The 17,375-nt window shown below is 65.2% G+C and carries 15 protein-coding genes and 1 tRNA gene; 1 reads left to right on the forward strand and 15 read right to left on the reverse strand.

The window, feature by feature from the left end; translation table 11 throughout:
• Window positions 1-6: 6 nt before the first annotated feature.
• Window positions 7-2,358, reverse strand: coding sequence for a ribonuclease R (gene rnr, locus RQP53_RS04350; RefSeq protein WP_434064049.1), 2,352 nt, complete (start codon window positions 2,356-2,358; stop codon window positions 7-9).
• 211 nt (window positions 2,359-2,569) lie between these two features.
• Between rnr and RQP53_RS04355 the strand changes: the two genes are divergently transcribed.
• Window positions 2,570-2,654, forward strand: a tRNA-Leu gene (locus RQP53_RS04355).
• Window positions 2,655-2,983: 329 nt separating this feature from the next.
• Here the strand turns inward: RQP53_RS04355 and RQP53_RS04360 are convergent.
• From RQP53_RS04360 to RQP53_RS04425, 14 genes are all read right to left on the reverse strand, one after another.
• Window positions 2,984-3,505, reverse strand: a complete 522-nt coding sequence (locus RQP53_RS04360; RefSeq protein ID WP_315648863.1) for a phosphoribosyltransferase — start codon at window positions 3,503-3,505, stop codon at window positions 2,984-2,986.
• Between the two features lie 84 nt (window positions 3,506-3,589).
• Window positions 3,590-4,924 carry an adenylosuccinate synthase gene (locus RQP53_RS04365; RefSeq protein WP_315648864.1) on the reverse strand — a complete coding sequence of 445 codons (1,335 nt, stop codon included), beginning with the start codon at window positions 4,922-4,924 and terminating at the stop codon, window positions 3,590-3,592.
• A 43-nt stretch (window positions 4,925-4,967) separates the two neighbouring features.
• Window positions 4,968-6,131 (reverse strand): ATP phosphoribosyltransferase regulatory subunit, encoded by a 1,164-nt coding sequence (locus RQP53_RS04370; RefSeq protein ID WP_315648865.1) that lies wholly within the window; start codon window positions 6,129-6,131, stop codon window positions 4,968-4,970.
• A gap of 169 nt (window positions 6,132-6,300) precedes the next feature.
• Window positions 6,301-6,486 (reverse strand): DUF2065 domain-containing protein, encoded by a 186-nt coding sequence (locus RQP53_RS04375; RefSeq protein WP_315648866.1) that lies wholly within the window; start codon window positions 6,484-6,486, stop codon window positions 6,301-6,303.
• Between the two features lie 42 nt (window positions 6,487-6,528).
• Entirely contained in the window at window positions 6,529-7,431 is a 903-nt protein-coding gene (gene hflC, locus RQP53_RS04380) for a protease modulator HflC (protein WP_315648868.1), read from the reverse strand.
• A gap of 18 nt (window positions 7,432-7,449) precedes the next feature.
• A complete protein-coding gene (gene hflK / locus RQP53_RS04385; protein WP_315648869.1) occupies window positions 7,450-8,733 on the reverse strand; it encodes an FtsH protease activity modulator HflK in 1,284 nt (427 codons plus the stop codon).
• Entirely contained in the window at window positions 8,720-10,015 is a 1,296-nt protein-coding gene (gene hflX / locus RQP53_RS04390) for a GTPase HflX (RefSeq protein WP_315648871.1), read from the reverse strand. Before hflX ends, hflK begins: the two co-directional genes overlap by 14 nt.
• 46 nt (window positions 10,016-10,061) lie before the next feature.
• Window positions 10,062-10,307: an RNA chaperone Hfq gene (gene hfq / locus RQP53_RS04395; protein WP_315648872.1), complete on the reverse strand. Its 246-nt coding sequence runs from the start codon at window positions 10,305-10,307 to the stop codon at window positions 10,062-10,064.
• A gap of 74 nt (window positions 10,308-10,381) precedes the next feature.
• Window positions 10,382-11,719 carry a ribosome biogenesis GTPase Der gene (gene der / locus RQP53_RS04400; protein ID WP_315648874.1) on the reverse strand — a complete coding sequence of 446 codons (1,338 nt, stop codon included), beginning with the start codon at window positions 11,717-11,719 and terminating at the stop codon, window positions 10,382-10,384.
• 37 nt (window positions 11,720-11,756) lie between these two features.
• Window positions 11,757-12,905, reverse strand: a complete 1,149-nt coding sequence (bamB, locus tag RQP53_RS04405) for an outer membrane protein assembly factor BamB (RefSeq protein ID WP_315648875.1) — start codon at window positions 12,903-12,905, stop codon at window positions 11,757-11,759.
• Window positions 12,902-13,582: a YfgM family protein gene (locus tag RQP53_RS04410; protein WP_315648876.1), complete on the reverse strand. Its 681-nt coding sequence runs from the start codon at window positions 13,580-13,582 to the stop codon at window positions 12,902-12,904. The genes bamB and RQP53_RS04410 overlap by 4 nt, the downstream gene beginning before the upstream one ends.
• Window positions 13,583-13,620: 38 nt before the next feature.
• Window positions 13,621-14,931 (reverse strand): histidine--tRNA ligase, encoded by a 1,311-nt coding sequence (gene hisS / locus RQP53_RS04415; protein WP_315648877.1) that lies wholly within the window; start codon window positions 14,929-14,931, stop codon window positions 13,621-13,623.
• A gap of 119 nt (window positions 14,932-15,050) precedes the next feature.
• Entirely contained in the window at window positions 15,051-16,319 is a 1,269-nt protein-coding gene (gene ispG, locus RQP53_RS04420; protein ID WP_315648879.1) for a flavodoxin-dependent (E)-4-hydroxy-3-methylbut-2-enyl-diphosphate synthase, read from the reverse strand.
• Window positions 16,320-16,364: 45 nt separating this feature from the next.
• Window positions 16,365-17,375: a helix-turn-helix domain-containing protein gene (locus RQP53_RS04425; protein WP_315648881.1), complete on the reverse strand. Its 1,011-nt coding sequence runs from the start codon at window positions 17,373-17,375 to the stop codon at window positions 16,365-16,367.

Genomic DNA, 17,375 nt, shown 5'->3' on the forward strand with positions numbered 1-17,375 from the left:
CTCAGCTCAGCGCCGCTTGCGTGTCCGTGCGCCCTCGGCTGCAGGCGCAGCCTGGCGCGCCGCCTGCCGAGCGGCCTTGACCGGGTGGGCGGCCGCCCCTACCGTCTTGGACCTGGCCCGCCCTGCCTTGGCCGCCTTGCTGGCCTTGCTTGGCCGCGACTGCTTGCGCTCGGCCTTCAGCGCGCGATCAGCACGTTGCAGCAATTCCAGCGCTTCGGTCGGCGCGACGGCCGATTCCTCATCCGCCGGGCTCGCGACGGCCTTCACCGCCGCCTTCGCTGCCTTGGCCGCCTTGCTGGCCGAATCGGCACGCGATTGCTGGCCATGTTTGTCGCGCTGCGCCCGGGCAACAAGACGCGCCTCGTCGCTGTCGCGGACCAAGCGGAAGTCGATCTTGCGACCATCCAGATCCACGCGGCTGACCTGGATCTGCACCCGCGCGCCGGTGGCGTAACGGATGCCCGTGCGCTCACCACGCAATTCCTGGCGCACCTCGTCGAAGCGGTAGTACTCGCCACCCAGCTCGGTGATGTGGATCAGGCCCTCGACATAAAGCGCATCGAGCTGCACAAAGAGGCCGAAGCTGGTGACCGCGCTGACGGTGCCGGCAAACTCCTCGCCCAAATGCTCGCGCATATAGCGGCACTTCAGCCAGGCCTCGACGTCGCGCGAGGCCTCATCGGCGCGGCGCTCATTGGCGCTGCAGTGGGCGCCGGCCACCTCCCAGCGCTCGAGCTCGGTGCTGGCCGTGGCCGGATTGATCGGCTTGCCTTTGCCGGGCCGCTTGGGCGGCACTGGCACATTCATCTTGCTCGCGTCAAGCTGGTAGCGCTTGTTGCCCAGCATCGCCTTGATGACCCGGTGCACCAGCAGATCCGGGTAGCGGCGGATCGGGCTGGTGAAGTGGGTATAGGCCGAATAGGCGAGGCCAAAGTGGCCCGAATTCGCCGAGGTGTAAATCGCCTGCTGCATTGAGCGCAGCAGCATTGAGTGGATCTGGGTCGCGTCGGGCCGGTCCTTGGTCGCGTGGGCAATGGCCTGGTACTCGCCCGGGCTTGGATCGTCGCTCAAGCCCAGCCCCAGGCCCAGGGCGCGCAGATAGGCTTGCAGCGCGGTGCGCTTTTCCGGTGTTGGGCCCTCGTGCACGCGGAACAGCGCGTGGTGCTTGTTGCCGGCGATGAAGTCGGCCGCGCAGACGTTGGCCGCCAGCATCGCCTCCTCGATCAGCCGGTGCGCCTCGTTGCGGGTGCGTGGGACGATCTTCTCGATGCGGCCGTTGTCGTCGCAGATGATCTGCGTCTCGGTCGTTTCGAAATCAATGGCACCACGCTTCTGGCGGTTAGCCAGCAGCGCCCGATAGACCTCGTGCAGATGCAAGAGATGCGGCACCAGATCGCGCCGCTTGGCCGCCTCGGGCCCGTGGGTATTGGCCAACACCGCGGCCACCTCGGTATAAGTGAGGCGCGCATGCGAGCAGATCACCGCCGGATAGAACTGGTAGGCCTGGGTCTGGCCGTCCTCATCGATCAGCATGTCGCAGACCATGGACAGCCGGTCGACATCCGGATTCAGCGAGCACAGGCCGTTGGACAACTTCTCCGGCAGCATCGGAATGACGCGGCGCGGGAAGTAGACCGAAGTCGCCCGTTCGTAGGCATCGAGATCCAGCGCCTCGCCAGGCTTCACGTAATGGCTGACGTCGGCAATGGCGACCAGCAGGCGCCAGCCGCTGAACGCATTCTTGCCGCGGCCTTGCTTGTGCGGCTGGCAATAGACCGCGTCGTCAAAATCGCGCGCATCCTCGCCGTCGATGGTGACCAGCGGCACATCGCGCAGATCGATACGCTGCTTGAGATCGACCGCGCGCAGCCTTTCCGGCAGCTTGGCGGCTTGTGCCAGCGCGTCGGTGCTGAAGGCATGCGGCACATCGTATTTGCGCACCGCAATTTCGATCTCCATGCCGGGATCGTCGATTTCACCTAGCACCTCGGTGACGCGCCCAACCGGCTGCGAATAGAGCGACGGCGGCTCGGTCAGTTCGACCGCGACCACTTGGCCGGCGGTGGCGTTGGCGATGCCGTTTTTTGGAATCAGGATGTCCTGGCCAAAACGCTTGTCCTCGGGCGCCACCAGCCAGATGCCCGACTCGAGCAGCAGGCGGCCGATGATGGGCCGCTTCTTGCGCTCAAGAATCTCCAGCACCCGCCCTTCCGGCCGACCGCGCTTGTCGAAACGCACCACCCGCACCCGCAGTCGGTCGCCGTGCATCACCGAATGCATTTCCTGCGCGGACAGATAGACATCACCCTGCCCTTCATCGGGAATCAGGAAGCCATGGCCATCGCGGTGGCCCTGCACCGTGCCTTCCACTTCGCTGAGCAGCGCTGCCGCGTTTTGCGGGCCGCCAGCGGCGGGTGTAGTACTTGTGTTCTTGGTATTTTTGATGATAGAATCCTTCTCTTTCCTGAATTGCTCAAGCTTTTATAGCGCAGCAATTACAGCGATCTGATTCGATGGCAAGCCACGTTGTTGCGTAGTTTGACACCGGTTTGGATGGTTCAGGGAACAAGCCCAGGTGGCGGAATTGGTAGACGCACTAGTTTCAGGTACTAGCGGGTAACTCCGTGGAGGTTCGAGTCCTCTCCTGGGCACCAAACAATAAAGGCCAGCACGCAAGTGCTGGCCTTTTGCGTTTGTGGCCGCCGCGGCGTCAGCGACGATGTGGGCTTGGGGCAGCAAGCACTTGCTCATGCCTTCATTCTGCCGCCTGCGGGCACAAAACTGATGGCGTGCAACAGCCTGGGCGCTGAAACAACAAACCGGCCGGGCATTGCGCATGCCGAGGCCGGTTCCAGGTGCTAGCAATGGCGGGGTCAGGTCTTGCCTAACCCGTGGAGACCTAGCGCGAACGGCGCCACCACATCGGCTGATGCAGCCACCAGGCTGCAGTTCCTGCCGAATCGATGCGATGGTCGCGCGCTCGTCAGACGACAAATTTCTTCGCCAGCGCGTCCGGGCGCATATCGTCGTACTCCTCGAATGGCTGATGGATCCAGGGGCTGGTCTCCAGCATTTCGACGTAGTAGTCCGGCGTGTAGGTCGACACGCTCTTGGTCCAGATCACCGCCGAGCGCAGCTCACTGATGGCGGGCATGCCACGCAGTCGCTCAACGACGGCCTTCAGCGTCACACCCGAATCGGCCAGATCATCAACCAGCAGCACACGGCCAGCCAGCTCACCCTTGGGCATGGTGATGTACTTGGCAATGTCCAGTCGGCCCTGAATGGTGCCAGCTTCGGCGCGGTACGAGCTGGTGGACATGATGCCCAGCGGCTTGTCGAACACGCGTGAGAGCACGTCGCCAGGACGCATGCCGCCACGGGCCAGGCAGAGGATCTGGTCAAACTCCCAGCCGGAAGCATGCACCTTGAGCGCCAGGCGCTCAATCAGCAGATGGTATTCATCCCAGGACACATACAGGTGCTTGCCGTCGTCGGTCAACATGGATGGGGTCTCCTTTGCGGTGTTTATCGGCTGTAGCTACTGCCAATCCAGCAGCCGACGCCTGAGGGGAAAACGTCTGGGCACTCAGCCCTTGTAGGGGTGGCGCAGCAGGATGGTGTGATCGCGATCCGGGCCGGTCGACACCATATCGATGGGCGCGCCGATCACTTCCTGCACCCGCTCCAGATAGCGGCGTGCATTCAGCGGCAAGGCATTCCAGTCGGTGATGCCAAAGGTGGTTTCGGTCCAGCCCGGGAAGGTTTCGTAGATCGGCTTGCAGGCGCTGATCTCGTCACCATCCAGCGGCAGGATGTCGATGGTGCGGCCGTCAAGCTCGTAGCCCACGCACATCTGGATCTCGCTCAGGCCGTCCAGCACATCCAGCTTGGTCAGGCACAGGCCGGTGATGCCGTTGATGATGATGGAGCGCTTGAGCGCTGCCGCATCCAGCCAGCCGCAGCGGCGCGCACGGCCGGTTACGGTGCCCTTTTCCTGGCCCACCGTGCTCAGGTGATAGCCGACCGTGCCTTCCTTCTCCCATTCCAGCTCGGTCGGGAACGGGCCCGAGCCGACACGCGTCGTGTAGGCCTTCGTGATGCCCAGCATGTAGTGCAGCATCTGCGGCCCGACGCCGGCACCAGCGGCGGCATTGCCGGCCACGCAGTTGCTCGAGGTCACATAGGGATAGGTGCCGTGGTCGATGTCCAGCAGCGTGCCTTGCGCGCCTTCGAACAGGATGTTGGCGCCGGCCTTGTGGGCCTTGTGCAGCAGATAGCCGACGTCGGCCATCATCGGGCGGATCTGCTCGGCCATCTTCATGGCCTGGTCGTAGATCGGCTGGAACTCCAGCGCATTGGCCTTCAGATAGCCGTTGAGCGCAAAGTTGTGCAGGTCCAGCAGCTCGCGCAGCTTCTTGCCGAAACGCTCGGGGTGCTTCAGGTCTTGCACACGCAGGGCACGGCGCGCCACCTTGTCTTCATAGGCCGGGCCGATGCCCTTGCCGGTGGTGCCGATCTTGCCGCTGCCACTGCTCTCGCGCAGCGCCTCGCGTGCCTTGTCGACCTCGACATGGAAAGGCAGGATCAGCGGGCAGGACTCGCTGATGAACAAGCGCGAACGCACTTCGACGCCAGCCTTCTCCAGCCGCTCGATCTCGGACAGCAGATGGGTCGGATCAACGACCACGCCATTGCCGATATAGCAGGCCACGCCGTCGCGCATGATGCCCGAGGGAATCAGCTGCAGCGCCGTCTTCACACCCTTGATGACCAGCGTGTGGCCGGCATTGTGGCCGCCCTGGAAACGCACCACACCCTGGGCGTGATCGGTCAGCCAGTCGACCACCTTGCCCTTGCCTTCGTCGCCCCACTGGGTTCCAACCACGACCACGTTGCGGCCGCGCGCGATGTCACTGTGCATGATGCTCATCCAATGAAAAAAGTTGTTCCGGGCACGGGCGCTGTCAGCGCGCCCGCGTCACCCAGCGACCGTCCTGCAGGACCAGTTCGCGATCGCAATCGAATTCGTCGTTCTCGTGCTCATGGCCGGGCAGCACGCAGACCACCGTCTCACCGCCCTCGCGCAGCGCACGGATGGCCGCACGCAGCGCCGCATCCTCACCCCAGGGGGCGCGCACCGCCGCGCGCAGCGGCGAGGCCGGCGCCAGCGCGACCAGGCTCTTCAGATCCAGGCTGAAGCCGACGGCCGGACGACGCCGGCCAAACACGGCACCGACTTCGTCATAGCGACCACCGCGCAGCACCGCGTCGCTGGAGCCCGCGGCGTAAAGTGCGAAGCGCACGCCGCTGTAATAGGCGTAGCCACGCAAATCGGCCAGATCAAAGCCCAGCACCACCTCGGGATGGGTAGCCTGCAAATGCGTGGCCAACCATTGCAGATCGGCCAGGGCGGCGTCGATCAGCGGATGCTTGGGCAGGCGCTGCTTGGCCAACTCCAAGACCTCGATGCCGCCGTACAGCGACAGCAAGGCCTGTAGCCCCTGCACCGCGCCGGCCGGCAGGCCGCTGCTGGCGCTGGCCAGACCCACCGGATCCTTGGCGGCCAGGGCGGCAATGATGGCATCCAGCGTGTCCGCCGGCAGGCTCAGCTCAGCCAGCACACCCTGCACCAGACGGGCGTCACCGAGGTCCAGCGTGACCTGCGTCAGCGCCGCGCGGCGCACCGCATCCAGGGCCAGTTCCTGCACCTCGAGATCGGCTTCCAGCCCGGCGTGGCCGTAGATCTCGACGCCGAACTGCAGCGGCTCACGGGTGGCATGCAGGCCTTCCGGCCGGGTATGCAGAACCGGGCCGCAGTAGCACAGCCGGGTCACACCTGCGCGATTGAGCAGATGGGCATCGATGCGAGCGACTTGCGGCGTGGTGTCGGCACGCAGACCGAGACTGCGACCGGACAGCTGGTCCACCAGCTTGAAGGTCTGCAGATCCAGCGCGTGACCGGTGCCAGACAGCAGCGAGTCCAGGTGCTCCAGCAAGGGAGGCATCACCAGCTCGCAACCATAGGTCCGCGCCATGTCCAAGAGTTCGCGGCGCAATTCTTCAATGCGGCGCGCTTGGGAGGGCAGGACGTCAGCAATGTGCTCGGGCAGCAGCCAAGCTGAGGACATGGACGTATTGGGGGGGATTAAAAACGGCATTGTACCGGCCCGGCGCGGCGGCCACAAATGGGCCGGCGCCTGGCGCGCAGAATTTGCCGATTTTTTGGAGCCACGCCGCGCAAGGCCTGACCCTGCGGCGCAGCAGCGGTCGGTCGTCAGGCTTGGCCGCCGCCGCGCATCAGCGCCAGAACAGGAACAGCAGCAAACCGGCCAGCATGCTGGACAGGCCGATGAAGCGGATCTGCCCGTCGCTCATCGCAAGCACGCGAGCAAACACCTGGCGCCAGGCGGCCGGGCTGATGAAGGGCAAGAGCCCCTCGATGATCAGCATCAGCGCGAGTGCGCCGAACAGGAGATCGGACATGGCGAACTGGGCGGTGAGCTAGGCAGCGCTGACGCTTTCAGCTCACTTGCCGCGCGGCGCGGCCGCAGCCGGCGCGCCGGGGCCACCGGCACGCATGGTCTTGAAGAATTCGTTGCTCGGGTCGACCACCATCACATCCGACTTGTTGCGCCAGGCCGCACGATAGGCCTCCAGCGAGCGATAGAACTGCGCGAACTGGGGATCACGGCCGAACGCTTCGGCGTAGATGGCCGAGGCCTTGGCATCGCCCTCGCCCTTGATCTTCTGTGCGTCGCGATAGGCCTCGGCGACGATCACTTCGCGCTGGCGATCGGCATCGGCGCGGATCTTTTCGCCATCGGCACCGCCGGTCGAACGCAGTTCGTTGGCCACGCGCTTGCGCTCCGATTCCATGCGGCTGTAGACCGAGGAGGTGATATTCGCCGAGAAGTCGACGCGCTTGATACGCACATCAACGATCTCGATGCCGAACTGCTTGGCCTCCTCTTCAAGGCGCTTGCGCACATCGGTCATCACCTTCTCGCGCTCGGTGGCCAGCACGGCGCGCACCGAACGCCTGGTCACTTCCTCGTTCAGCGCCGCCTGCACGATGGGGCTGAGGCGGTTCTCCACATTGCGCATATCGGCGCCGCTGTTGCGGATGAACTGGCGCGGCTCGCTAACACGCCACTTGACCAGCCAGTCGATCACCAGGCTCTTCTTTTCGGCGGTGAAGATGGGGCGCGATTCCGGGCTGTCCAGCGTCTGCATACGGCGGTCCAGGAAGACCACGTTCTGGAACGGCGGCGGCAGCTTGAACTTCAGGCCGGGTTCGGTGATGACTTCCTTGATCTCACCGAGGGCATAGACGACCGCGAACTGGCGCTGGTCAACAATGAACAGGGTGGAACTGGCGAGCAAGAAGGCGATCAGCGCGCCGATGGCCATCGAGGCAATGCGATTCATGGTCATGTCTCCCTGCGCTTAACGGCTGTCGCGCTCACGGCCGCGTTGGCCATCGCGGGTGCGTGAGTCATTGTTGGTGCTGGGCAGCACCGTCTCCGGCACCGTCACCGCCACCGGCGGCGAGGTCGTCACCGTGCCGCTGCTTTGCTGCAGCAGCTTGTCCAGCGGCAGGTAGAGCAGATTCGAGCCGCTGCGGCTGTCCACCATCACCTTGGTGACGTTGCTGTAGACCTGCTGCATGGTGTCGATGTAGAGGCGATCGCGGGTCACCGCTGGCGCCTTCTGGTACTCGGTCAACACGCTCTTGAAGCGCTGCGCGTCACCCTCGGCCTGCGCGACCACACGGGCGCGATGGGCCTCGGCCTCTTCACGCAAGCGGGCCGCCGTGCCCTGCGCCTTGGGGATCACGTCATTGGCGTAGGCCTCACCTTCGTTCTTCAGGCGCTCGCGGTCGGCATTGGCCTTGAAGGCGTCTTCGAAGGCGGCTTGCACCTGATCGGGCGGCTGCACATTCTGAACGTTGACGTTGGCAATCAGGATGCCGGCCTTGAGCCGGTCCAGCTGGGCCTGCACCGAGCGAGCCAGCTCGGCGGCGATGGCATCGCGCTGCTCATAGAGCACCGAGTCCATATTGCTCTTGCCGACGATCTCGCGCACCGCCGATTCGGCGGCCTGCACCACCGCATCGTCGGGCTTGAAGTTCTCGAACAGGTACTCGCGGGCGTCCTTGAGCCGGTATTGCACGGTGAAGCGGATGTCGACGATGTTCTCGTCCTGCGTCAGCATCGAGGAGTCACGCAGTCCGGTGGCCTGCACCACCGCGTTGCGCCCGACCTCGGCCGAGCGCAGCTGCGTCACCGAAACCGTCTCGCTGGCCTGGAACGGATACGGCAGACGCCATTGGAAGCCGGCATCCACCGTCTTCGAGTACTTGCCGAAGGAGGTGATGACGGCCTGCTGGCCTTCCTGCACGATGAAGAAGCCGCTGCCCAGCCAGGCCAACGCCACCACGCCTGCTATCAACCCTACGCCGATGCCGGCGCTCTTCATATCGGGCTGGAAATCGCCGCCGCCACCACCGCTGTTGCTGCTGCCACCGCCCTTGCCGCCGAACATGCCGGACAGCTTGCGGTTGAAATCTCGCCAGAGCTCGTCAAGGTCCGGCGGGCCGTCGTTGCGGCCGTTGTTCAACGTACGACCTTCACGCCAGCCACGCGGCAGCACAAGGCCGGCCAGCAGGGCCCGCGCAGCGGCGGCCGTGTCACGCAGTCGCACCACCGCGCCACTGTCAGAGTTGTTCATGCTCATGCCTGTCTTGCTGAGTTTGTGTCTGGCCGTCCTGCTGGGCCTCGTCATGGTCTGGCGCATCCGACTGCGCCAGCTCTGGCGCAGATGGAGACGATAGCTCGGGATTCAAGTCGGGGGTCAGTCCTTGCGCACGCATCGCTGCCACGATCTGCTCGCGGATCAACTCCATGCCCTCGCCGGTCAGCGCGCTGACGAAGACGCGCGGCACACGCACGCCGCCGTCACGCTCCAGCCAGTCCTGCGCTTCGCGCGGCCGCTGATTGTCTTCCAGCCGGTCGACCTTGTTGTAGACCAGGATCTGCGGCACATCGGCGGCACCGATTTCAGCCAGCACGCGCTCAACCTCCACCATCTGCTCATCGAGCACCGGCGAGGCGGCATCGATCACATGCAGCAGCAGATCGGCATCGGCCGCCTCCTGCAGCGTGGCCTGGAAGGCCTCGACCAGCTTGTGCGGCAGATCGCGGATGAAACCCACGGTGTCGGACAGCGACACGCTGGCGCCGGCGGCCTCCAGGTAGAGCGAACGGGTCGTCGTGTCCAGTGTCGCGAACAGCTGATTGGCCGCGTAGGTGCGCGCCTTCACCAGCGCATTGAACAAGGTCGATTTGCCGGCATTGGTGTAGCCCACCAGCGAGACGCGAAACACGCCATTGCGGGCCCGGGCGCGCCGCTGCGTGCTGCGCTGGCGCTGCACCTTCTTGAGCCGCTCCTTGATCGCCTTGATGCGCTCATCGATCATCCGGCGATCCAGCTCGATCTGCGCCTCACCAGGGCCGCCGCGCATGCCGATACCGCCGCTCTGGCGCTCCAGATGGCTCCAACGACGCACCAGCCGCGAGGCCAGGTATTGCAGCTGCGCCAGTTCGACCTGCAGCTTGCCCTCGTGGCTCTTGGCCCGCGCAGCGAAAATTTCAAGAATCAGTGCGGTGCGATCGGCCACCGGCACGCCGAGCAAGCGCTCCAGATTGCGCTGCTGAGCCGGCGAAATCGCCTGATCGAAAAGCACGGTGTGGGCCTGGTGCGCCTGCACCAGCAGCTTGATCTCATCGGCCTTGCCCGAGCCGACGAACAGTGCCGCGTCGGGCGCCTGGCGCTTGGCAGTGACGCGGGCCACTGGCGTGTCGCCGGCTGACTCGGCCAGCAGGGCCAGTTCGTCCAGGCTGGGATCGAAATTGCCGCCGTGGGGACCGGTGCGACCGAAGTCGACACCCACAAGAATGGCGCGCGCCGCCTCGGAGGGCGGCGGCGTGGAGGAGGTAGAGGAAGAACTCAAGGTCTTGCTGGCAGGCGCCCCGGCCTGGACTGGGGCGCCCCAAGCCTCAGGGGGCTTCGGCGGCTGCGTCGTTGGCGTGGAAGTTCACCGCGCGGCCCGGCACGACCGTGGAAATCGCGTGCTTGTAGACCATTTGAGTGACGGTGTTGCGCAGCAACACCACATACTGATCAAAGGACTCGATATGCCCTTGCAGCTTGATGCCGTTGACCAGGTAGATGGACACCGGCACATGCTCCTTGCGCAGCAGGTTCAGGAAAGGATCTTGCAGGAGTTGTCCTTTGTTGCTCACGATATGCTCCGTGTTGTGAGAGAGGGTTGGAGAGCCGCCACCTTAACACAGGGTGGTGTTTCCCCGCAGTCGACTTACGCGTCTTTCTCGTCGAAGGGATTCTTCGACGAGCGCATTTCGATCTTCATCGGCGTGCCGGTGAGCTTGTAGTGCTCGCGGATGCGGCCTTCCAGATAGCGCTTGTAGGCGTCGGTGATGTGATCCAGCGAGTTGCCGTGGATGACGACGATGGGCGGGTTCATGCCGCCCTGGTGGGCGTAGCGCATCTTGGGCCGGAAATGGCCAACGCGCTTGGGCGTCTGGTGCTGCACGGCCTCCTGAACCAGGCGGGTCAGCACCGGCGTGGTCATCTTCTTGTAGGCCGATGAATAGGCATCGGCCAGCGCATTCCACAAGGGCCCCAGGCCCTGTCGCTTCAGCGCCGAGATGTGCAGGATGCTGGCGAACTTCAGGAAGCTCAGTCGGGTCTCGATCGAACGCTGCAGCACCTCACGCTGGTAGCTGTCGACGGCATCCCATTTGTTGATCGCAACGACGACGGCACGGCCGCTGTCGAGGATATAACCGGCAATGTGCGCGTCCTGATCGGTCACGCCCTGGGTCGCATCGACCAGCAACAGCACGACATTGGCGTCGGCAATCGCCTGCAGCGTTTTCACGACAGAGAACTTCTCGATCGCCTCGAACACCTTGCCCTTGCGGCGCAGGCCAGCGGTATCGATCAGCTTGAATTTCTGGCCTTGGCGCTCGAAATCGACCGAGATTGCGTCACGGGTCGTGCCCGGCATGTCAAAGGCCACCAGGCGCTCTTCACCGAGCCAGGTGTTGATCAGCGTGCTCTTGCCGACATTGGGCCGGCCGGCCACCGCCAGGCGGATGCAGGGGTCTTCCTGCGGGCCGTCGCCGAACTCGTCGGTCGACTCAAAGCCTTCCAGAACCGCTTCGAGCATGCTGCGAATGCCCTGCCCGTGCGCCGCCGAGATCGGATGCGGCTCACCAAGACCCAGCTCATGGAACTCACCGAGCAGCGGCGATTCGCTCATGCCCTCGGCCTTGTTGACGGCCAGGAAGATGCGCTTGTTGGCAGTACGCAAATAACGCGCAATGTCAGCATCCTGCGCCGACAGGCCCAGGCGGATATCAACGACAAAGACCACCGCATCGGCCTCGGCCACGGCCTGGCGCGTCTGCTTGGCCATTTCCTTGACGATGCCGGTGGTGCTGTCGGGCTCGAAGCCACCGGTGTCGATGACGATGAAATCGCGATCACCCAGGCGGCCGTCACCGTAGTGACGGTCACGCGTCAGCCCGGCGAAGTCTGCCACGATGGCATCGCGGCTCTTGGTCAGGCGGTTGAACAGCGTGGACTTGCCCACATTGGGGCGTCCGACCAGGGCGATGACGGGTTTCATATTGTTTTTCTTCTCGAGCTTGTTACTACAAATGGGCTCAGTCAACCCGCAGGGCAAACAGGCCGCCGTTCTTGGTCGCCACCAGCGCAGTATTGCCGAGCACAACGGGTGCTGCCACGATGGCCGAACCATCGGTGGCAATGCGTTGCTGGGTCTTGCCGGTCTCGCGCGACAGCAGATGCACCTGGCCGTCCAGATCGCCAACCAGCACTTGTTTGCCAACCACCACCGGCGGGCTCAGCTTGCGGTGCTGGAACTGGTCAGCCGTCCACAGCACGTCGCCATTGCTGGTCTTCCAGGCCGTCATGCGGTCGGAGCCATCGGCGCCGATGATCTGCTCCTTGTCGCCGCCGACGCCGCGCACGCCGCCGGTATTGCGCATCCACTGCTGCACGCCACGCTCTGCGTTGACGCAACCCACAGCGGACTGGAAGGCGCGTGCACAGAGCAGATTATCGGCACGCACCAGCGGACCAACCAGATCGGCCAGGCGCTCGACCTCGTTGGTGCCACGCGGCGTCGCCACACTGGCTTCCCAGCGCACCGTGCCACGCAGGGGATCAACGCCCGCCAGACGCGGGCCTTGGCCGACGATCAGCGTGTCCTTGTAGGCGCCAAGCACGCTGGCCTGCGCCAGCGTCAGTGCATCACCGGGGCGGCGCATTTCCCACAACTTGCGGCCATCGAGCACGTCGTAGGCCAGCACGGCGCGGTCCAGCGTCAGCACGAAGACGCGCTCACCGGCCACCAACGGTGCCGTCGAGACCGGCACCTGCAAGGTCTTGCGCCACTGCACCTTGCCGCCATCGAGCACCACCAACTCATTGGCACGCGTGACGACTGCCGCAAAGCGACCATCGCTGCCGACGCCGGCGGTCAGCTTCTGGCCGACTTCAGCGCGCCACTGCACCGCACCGGTGTCGGCGCTCAGGCTGCTGACGGCACCATCGGTACCGGCAACGATGAATTGATTGCCACGCGCCGCAATCGACAGCGGGAACTGCACGCTGTCGATGCGCGCCTGCCACAACACCTTGGCGCTGCCGCCAGCGGGCAGCGTTTCCAGCGGCGCGGGCTTCTGCGCCGTCGACGAGGAAAACAGCGAGCAGGCCGACATCAGGCTGGCCACGGCCAGCACGGCGGCGCCCTGAACGCAGCGGCTCAGGCCGCGCTTGCTGCCAGTCATTGCGAGGCTCCCTGCGCGGTGGCCTTGTCGGCGTCAGGCACAGCAACACCCAAGGAAGCCAGCTTGGCCTCGATCAGGATGCGGTAGTTCTGCGTCTTCTCGATGCCGGCATAGGCCTTCAGGAATTCGGCCTTGGCCTGATCGGGCTTACCTTGGGCCAGGGCCAGATCGCCGCGACGGTCGGCCACCAGGGCGGCGAGCTCGCTGCTCTTGACGGCGTCCAGTGTCTTGGCAGCCTCGTCGTACTGCTTGGCCTCGGTCTGCAAGCCGGCCAGGCGCAGGCGGGCGATATCGCGATAAGGCGGCTCGGACGCGTTCTCGGCCACCCAGCCCAGCGTGGCACGGGCGGCGTCGGCTTGGGCCTTCTCATGCTGGAGCTTGGCGGTCAGCAGCGCAGCCTGCGCGGCGTAGGCGGTGCCGGGGTAGCGCTGCTTGAGCTCGCTGAACAGGCCGTTGAGCTTGTCCAGCTCGCCGGCCTTGGCGACGCGCTCCAGCTCATCGAACATGGCCGCGGCCTTGACGGCCTGCTGCTGCTGCCAGTAGTTCCAGCCGGTCCAGCCTGCATAGGCGGCCAGCGCCAGCGTCAACACCCAGGTGATGAGGTTGCCATAGCGCTTCCAAAAGGCCTTCAGCTCTTCCAGCTGTTCCTGTTCTTCGAGATCGAGATGTGACGCCATGGGAATCGTTCTTGTGCAAATGGGTGAGAGAGCCGCGATTATGCGTTGAGCAGATCAGGGGCCCAGGAAGACACGCTATCGAGCGAGCGCAGCGTCTGTGCGGCAGCCGCATCGCGCAGCGGCTTGACGGCGACCTGGCACTGGGCCAGCTCCTCGTCGCCGAAGATCAGCGCGTAGCGGGCACCGCTGCCATCGGCCTTCTTGAACTGCGACTTCATGCTGCTCTGGCCGGGGTGCATGACCACGGCCACGCCGGCCGCGCGCAGCTGTTCCAAAGCGATCATGATGCGCGGCAGCTGGACCGCCGAGGGCACGATGGCATAGGCATCGGGCACCGGCTCGGCGGGCAGCAGGCCCACCGCTTCCAGCAACAAGAGCATGCGCTCAAAGCCCATGCCAAAGCCGACGGCCGGTGTCGACTTGCCACCGAGCTGCTCGATCAGGCCGTCGTAGCGGCCGCCGCCACACACCGTGCCCTGCGAGCCCAGCTTGTCGGTCACCCACTCGAACACGGTCAGGTTGTAGTAGTCCAGCCCGCGCACCAGGCGCGGATTGATGCGGTAGGCGATGCCGGCCGCATCGAGGATGGCGCGCACGCCGTCGAAATGCGCACGCGAGGCGTCCCCCAGGAAGTCCAGCAGCTTGGGCGCGGCATCGGCCATGGCCTGCAATGCTGGGTTCTTGGTGTCCAGCACACGCAGCGGGTTGCTGTACATGCGGCGCAGGCCGTCTTCGTCCAGCAGCTCCTTGTGCGCCTCCAGATGCTGGATCAGCGCCTCGCGGTGGGCGCGCCGTTCATCGGGCTGCCCCAGGCAGTTCAATTCCAGCTCCACATGCTCACCGGCCTTCAGGCCCAGCTCGGCCAGCAGGCGACTGGCCAGCAGGATGACCTCGGCGTCGACATCCGGGCCATGAAAGCCCAACGCCTCGATGCCCATCTGATGGAATTGGCGGTAGCGGCCCTTCTGCGGCTTCTCGCGGCGGAACATCGCGCCGAAGTAGTACAAGCGCCGGCCACCATCGCGCAGGAACGAGTGCTCGATCATGGCGCGCACGACGCCGGCCGTCATCTCCGGGCGCAGCGCCAGGTGCTCGGCCTGGCCGTGCTTGTCGGCACGGTCTTCGAAGGCGTACATCTCCTTCTCGACGATGTCGGTCACCTCGCCGATGCCGCGCACAAACAGCGCCGTCGGTTCGACGATGGGCGTGCGCACATTCTGGTAGCCATAGCGCTGCAGCACGCTGCGCATCTTGGCTTCCAGCCATTCCCAGCGCGCCGATTCCGGCGGCAGGATGTCATTCATGCCCTTCACCGCTTGCAGCTGGGGCAGTTTCTTTGTGTCAGTCATTTCTTCAATCGGCTTAGTGCGCCGAGTATTGTCTAGCGGAGGCCACGGAACCGGCTCCGCCGGGCCGCTGGGCTCGCCCCTTTGAGGGGGAGCGCCGCAGGCGCAACGGGGGTGGGCCACTACCCTCCAAAACGCTTTTCGATGTAGTTCTCGACCAGCGCATGGAACTCGGCAGCGATATTGTCGCCACGCAGGGTCAGGGCCTTCTGGCCGTCGATGAAAACCGGCGCGGCCGGCGCCTCGCCGGTGCCCGGCAGGCTGATGCCGATGTCGGCATGCTTGCTCTCGCCCGGGCCGTTGACGATGCAGCCCATCACGGCCACCTTCATCGCCTCCACGCCCGGATACTTGCTGCGCCAGACGGGCATCTGCTCGCGCAGGAAATCGTCGATCTGCTTGGCAAGTTCCTGGAAGGTGGTGCTGGTGGTGCGGCCACAGCCAGGGCAAGCCGTCACACTGGGGTTGAACTGGCGCAGGCCCAGCGACTGCAGGATCTCCAGCGCCACCACCACCTCTTGCGTGCGCGACTCTCCCGGCTGCGGCGTCAGCGACACGCGGATGGTGTCGCCAATGCCTTCCTGCAGCAGGATGGACAGCGCCGTGGCCGAGGCCACCGTGCCCTTGGTGCCCATGCCGGCTTCGGTCAGGCCCAGATGCAGCGCGTAGTCGCAGCGTTGGCTCAGGCCGCGATAGACCGAGATCAGGTCCTGCACACCGCTGACCTTGCAGCTGATGATGATGTTGTTGGGATTCAGTCCCAGCTCGGCCGCATAGCTGGCCGAGGACAGCGCCGATTCGATCAGTGCCTGGTACATGACCTGCTGACCATCCCAAGGCTCGGCACGGCCGGCGTTCTCGTCCATCATCTGGGCGAGCAGTTCCTGATCCAGGCTGCCCCAGTTGACCCCGATGCGCACGACCTTGTCGTACTTCATCGCCGCCTCGACCATCATTGCGAACTGACGGTCCTTCTTGTCGCCCTTGCCGACATTGCCTGGATTGATGCGGTACTTGGACAGCGCCTCGGCCATCGCCGGATACTCGGTCAGGAGGCGGTGACCGTTGTAATGGAAGTCGCCCACCAGCGGCACGTCGATGCCCATGCGGTCGAGCTGCTCACGGATATGCGGCACCGCCTCGGCGGCCTCGGGCGTGTTGACGGTGATGCGCACCAGCTCCGAGCCGGCGATCGCCAATTCCTTGACCTGGATGGCCGTGCCAATCACGTCCACCGTGTCGGTATTGGTCATCGACTGCACGCGCACCGGCGCATCGCCCCCGATGGTGACCAGCCGCGAGCCCCAGCGCACCTGGGCCTGACGGCTGCGCCGCGCTGCCGGACGCGCTGCGGCAATCGCGGCGGAAATACTGCTTTGTGTGTCGATCATGAATGCAAAGAATCAAGGCCTGCGACGCCGTGAGCGCGTCGCGGTTTACTGCAAATCCAGCCGGGCGACGTTGTCGCGAGCCACTGCGGCCAGGTCGACTTTCTCACCACGCAGCAAGAGCTCGGTGCCGGCCACATTGCCCACCCGCAGCTTTAGCGGCGCCTGCACCTGCAGATCCGCCTGCTCGCCGCTGCGCAGCAGTTTGGAGATCAAGACCTGACCCCGCGCATCGACCACCTCAACCCAGGTGTCGGCGTGCGCACGCAGATGCAGCGGCGCCAGCGCAGCACCGGACAGCGCAGCGGCACCGGCGGTGGGCGTGAGCGCCGGTTTGTTGTTGACAGCCAGCGGGGCCGTGGTCTGAGATGGAGGCGGCACAGACGCCGCTGGCGGCACAGCATTGGTCGCCACGGGTGTTGCCGGTGCGGCTGCCACATTCGATGGCGCCGGCGCGTTGATGGCGGTGCCGGTAGCGGGCTGCGATGCGGCCTCGATCACGGCTTGCACGGCACTGGCCGCAGCGGGCGCAGCGCTGCCATCGGGCGTGGCAGCGAGAGGCACGCCGGCGTCAGTGGCAGCCGTGCTGGCGGTCGATGGGCTCGATCCGTGGTCGAAGTTGAGCCACTGCGGCGGCAGGAAATACACCACCGCCGCGGCCACCAGCAAGCCTAGGGGCGCGAGCACGGCGGGCCGCTTCAGCCAGTCCAGGCTCGGCCCGTCGTTACGCCCCATCCGTTCACGGAAAGGCTGGTTCAGCCCCTTGGAGACACGGTCAAGCTCCAGCTCCTGGCCCTTGGGCAGCAGTGCCAGCACCGGCGCGGCGTCGACCTTGAGCGCACGGCACATGGCCTTGGCCAGCGCGCGGGCAAAGGTGGCGTCTGGCAGATCCTGATGACGGTCGGCCTCCAGCGCTTCCAGCTTGGCCTGCGGCACCTTGAGCAGCGCAGCCAGGGCGGCGATATGCATGCCGCGCGCCAGGCGCGCCTCGCGCAGGCAAGCCCCTGCCGTCTGCGGCGCCGCGCGCGGTGTCGGCGCTTCCGTCTCCACTGTCGTCAT

The sequence above is a fragment of the Roseateles aquae genome (assembly GCF_032337115.1).
GTDB classification, from domain to species: Bacteria; Pseudomonadota; Gammaproteobacteria; order Burkholderiales; family Burkholderiaceae_C; genus Roseateles_C; species Roseateles_C aquae.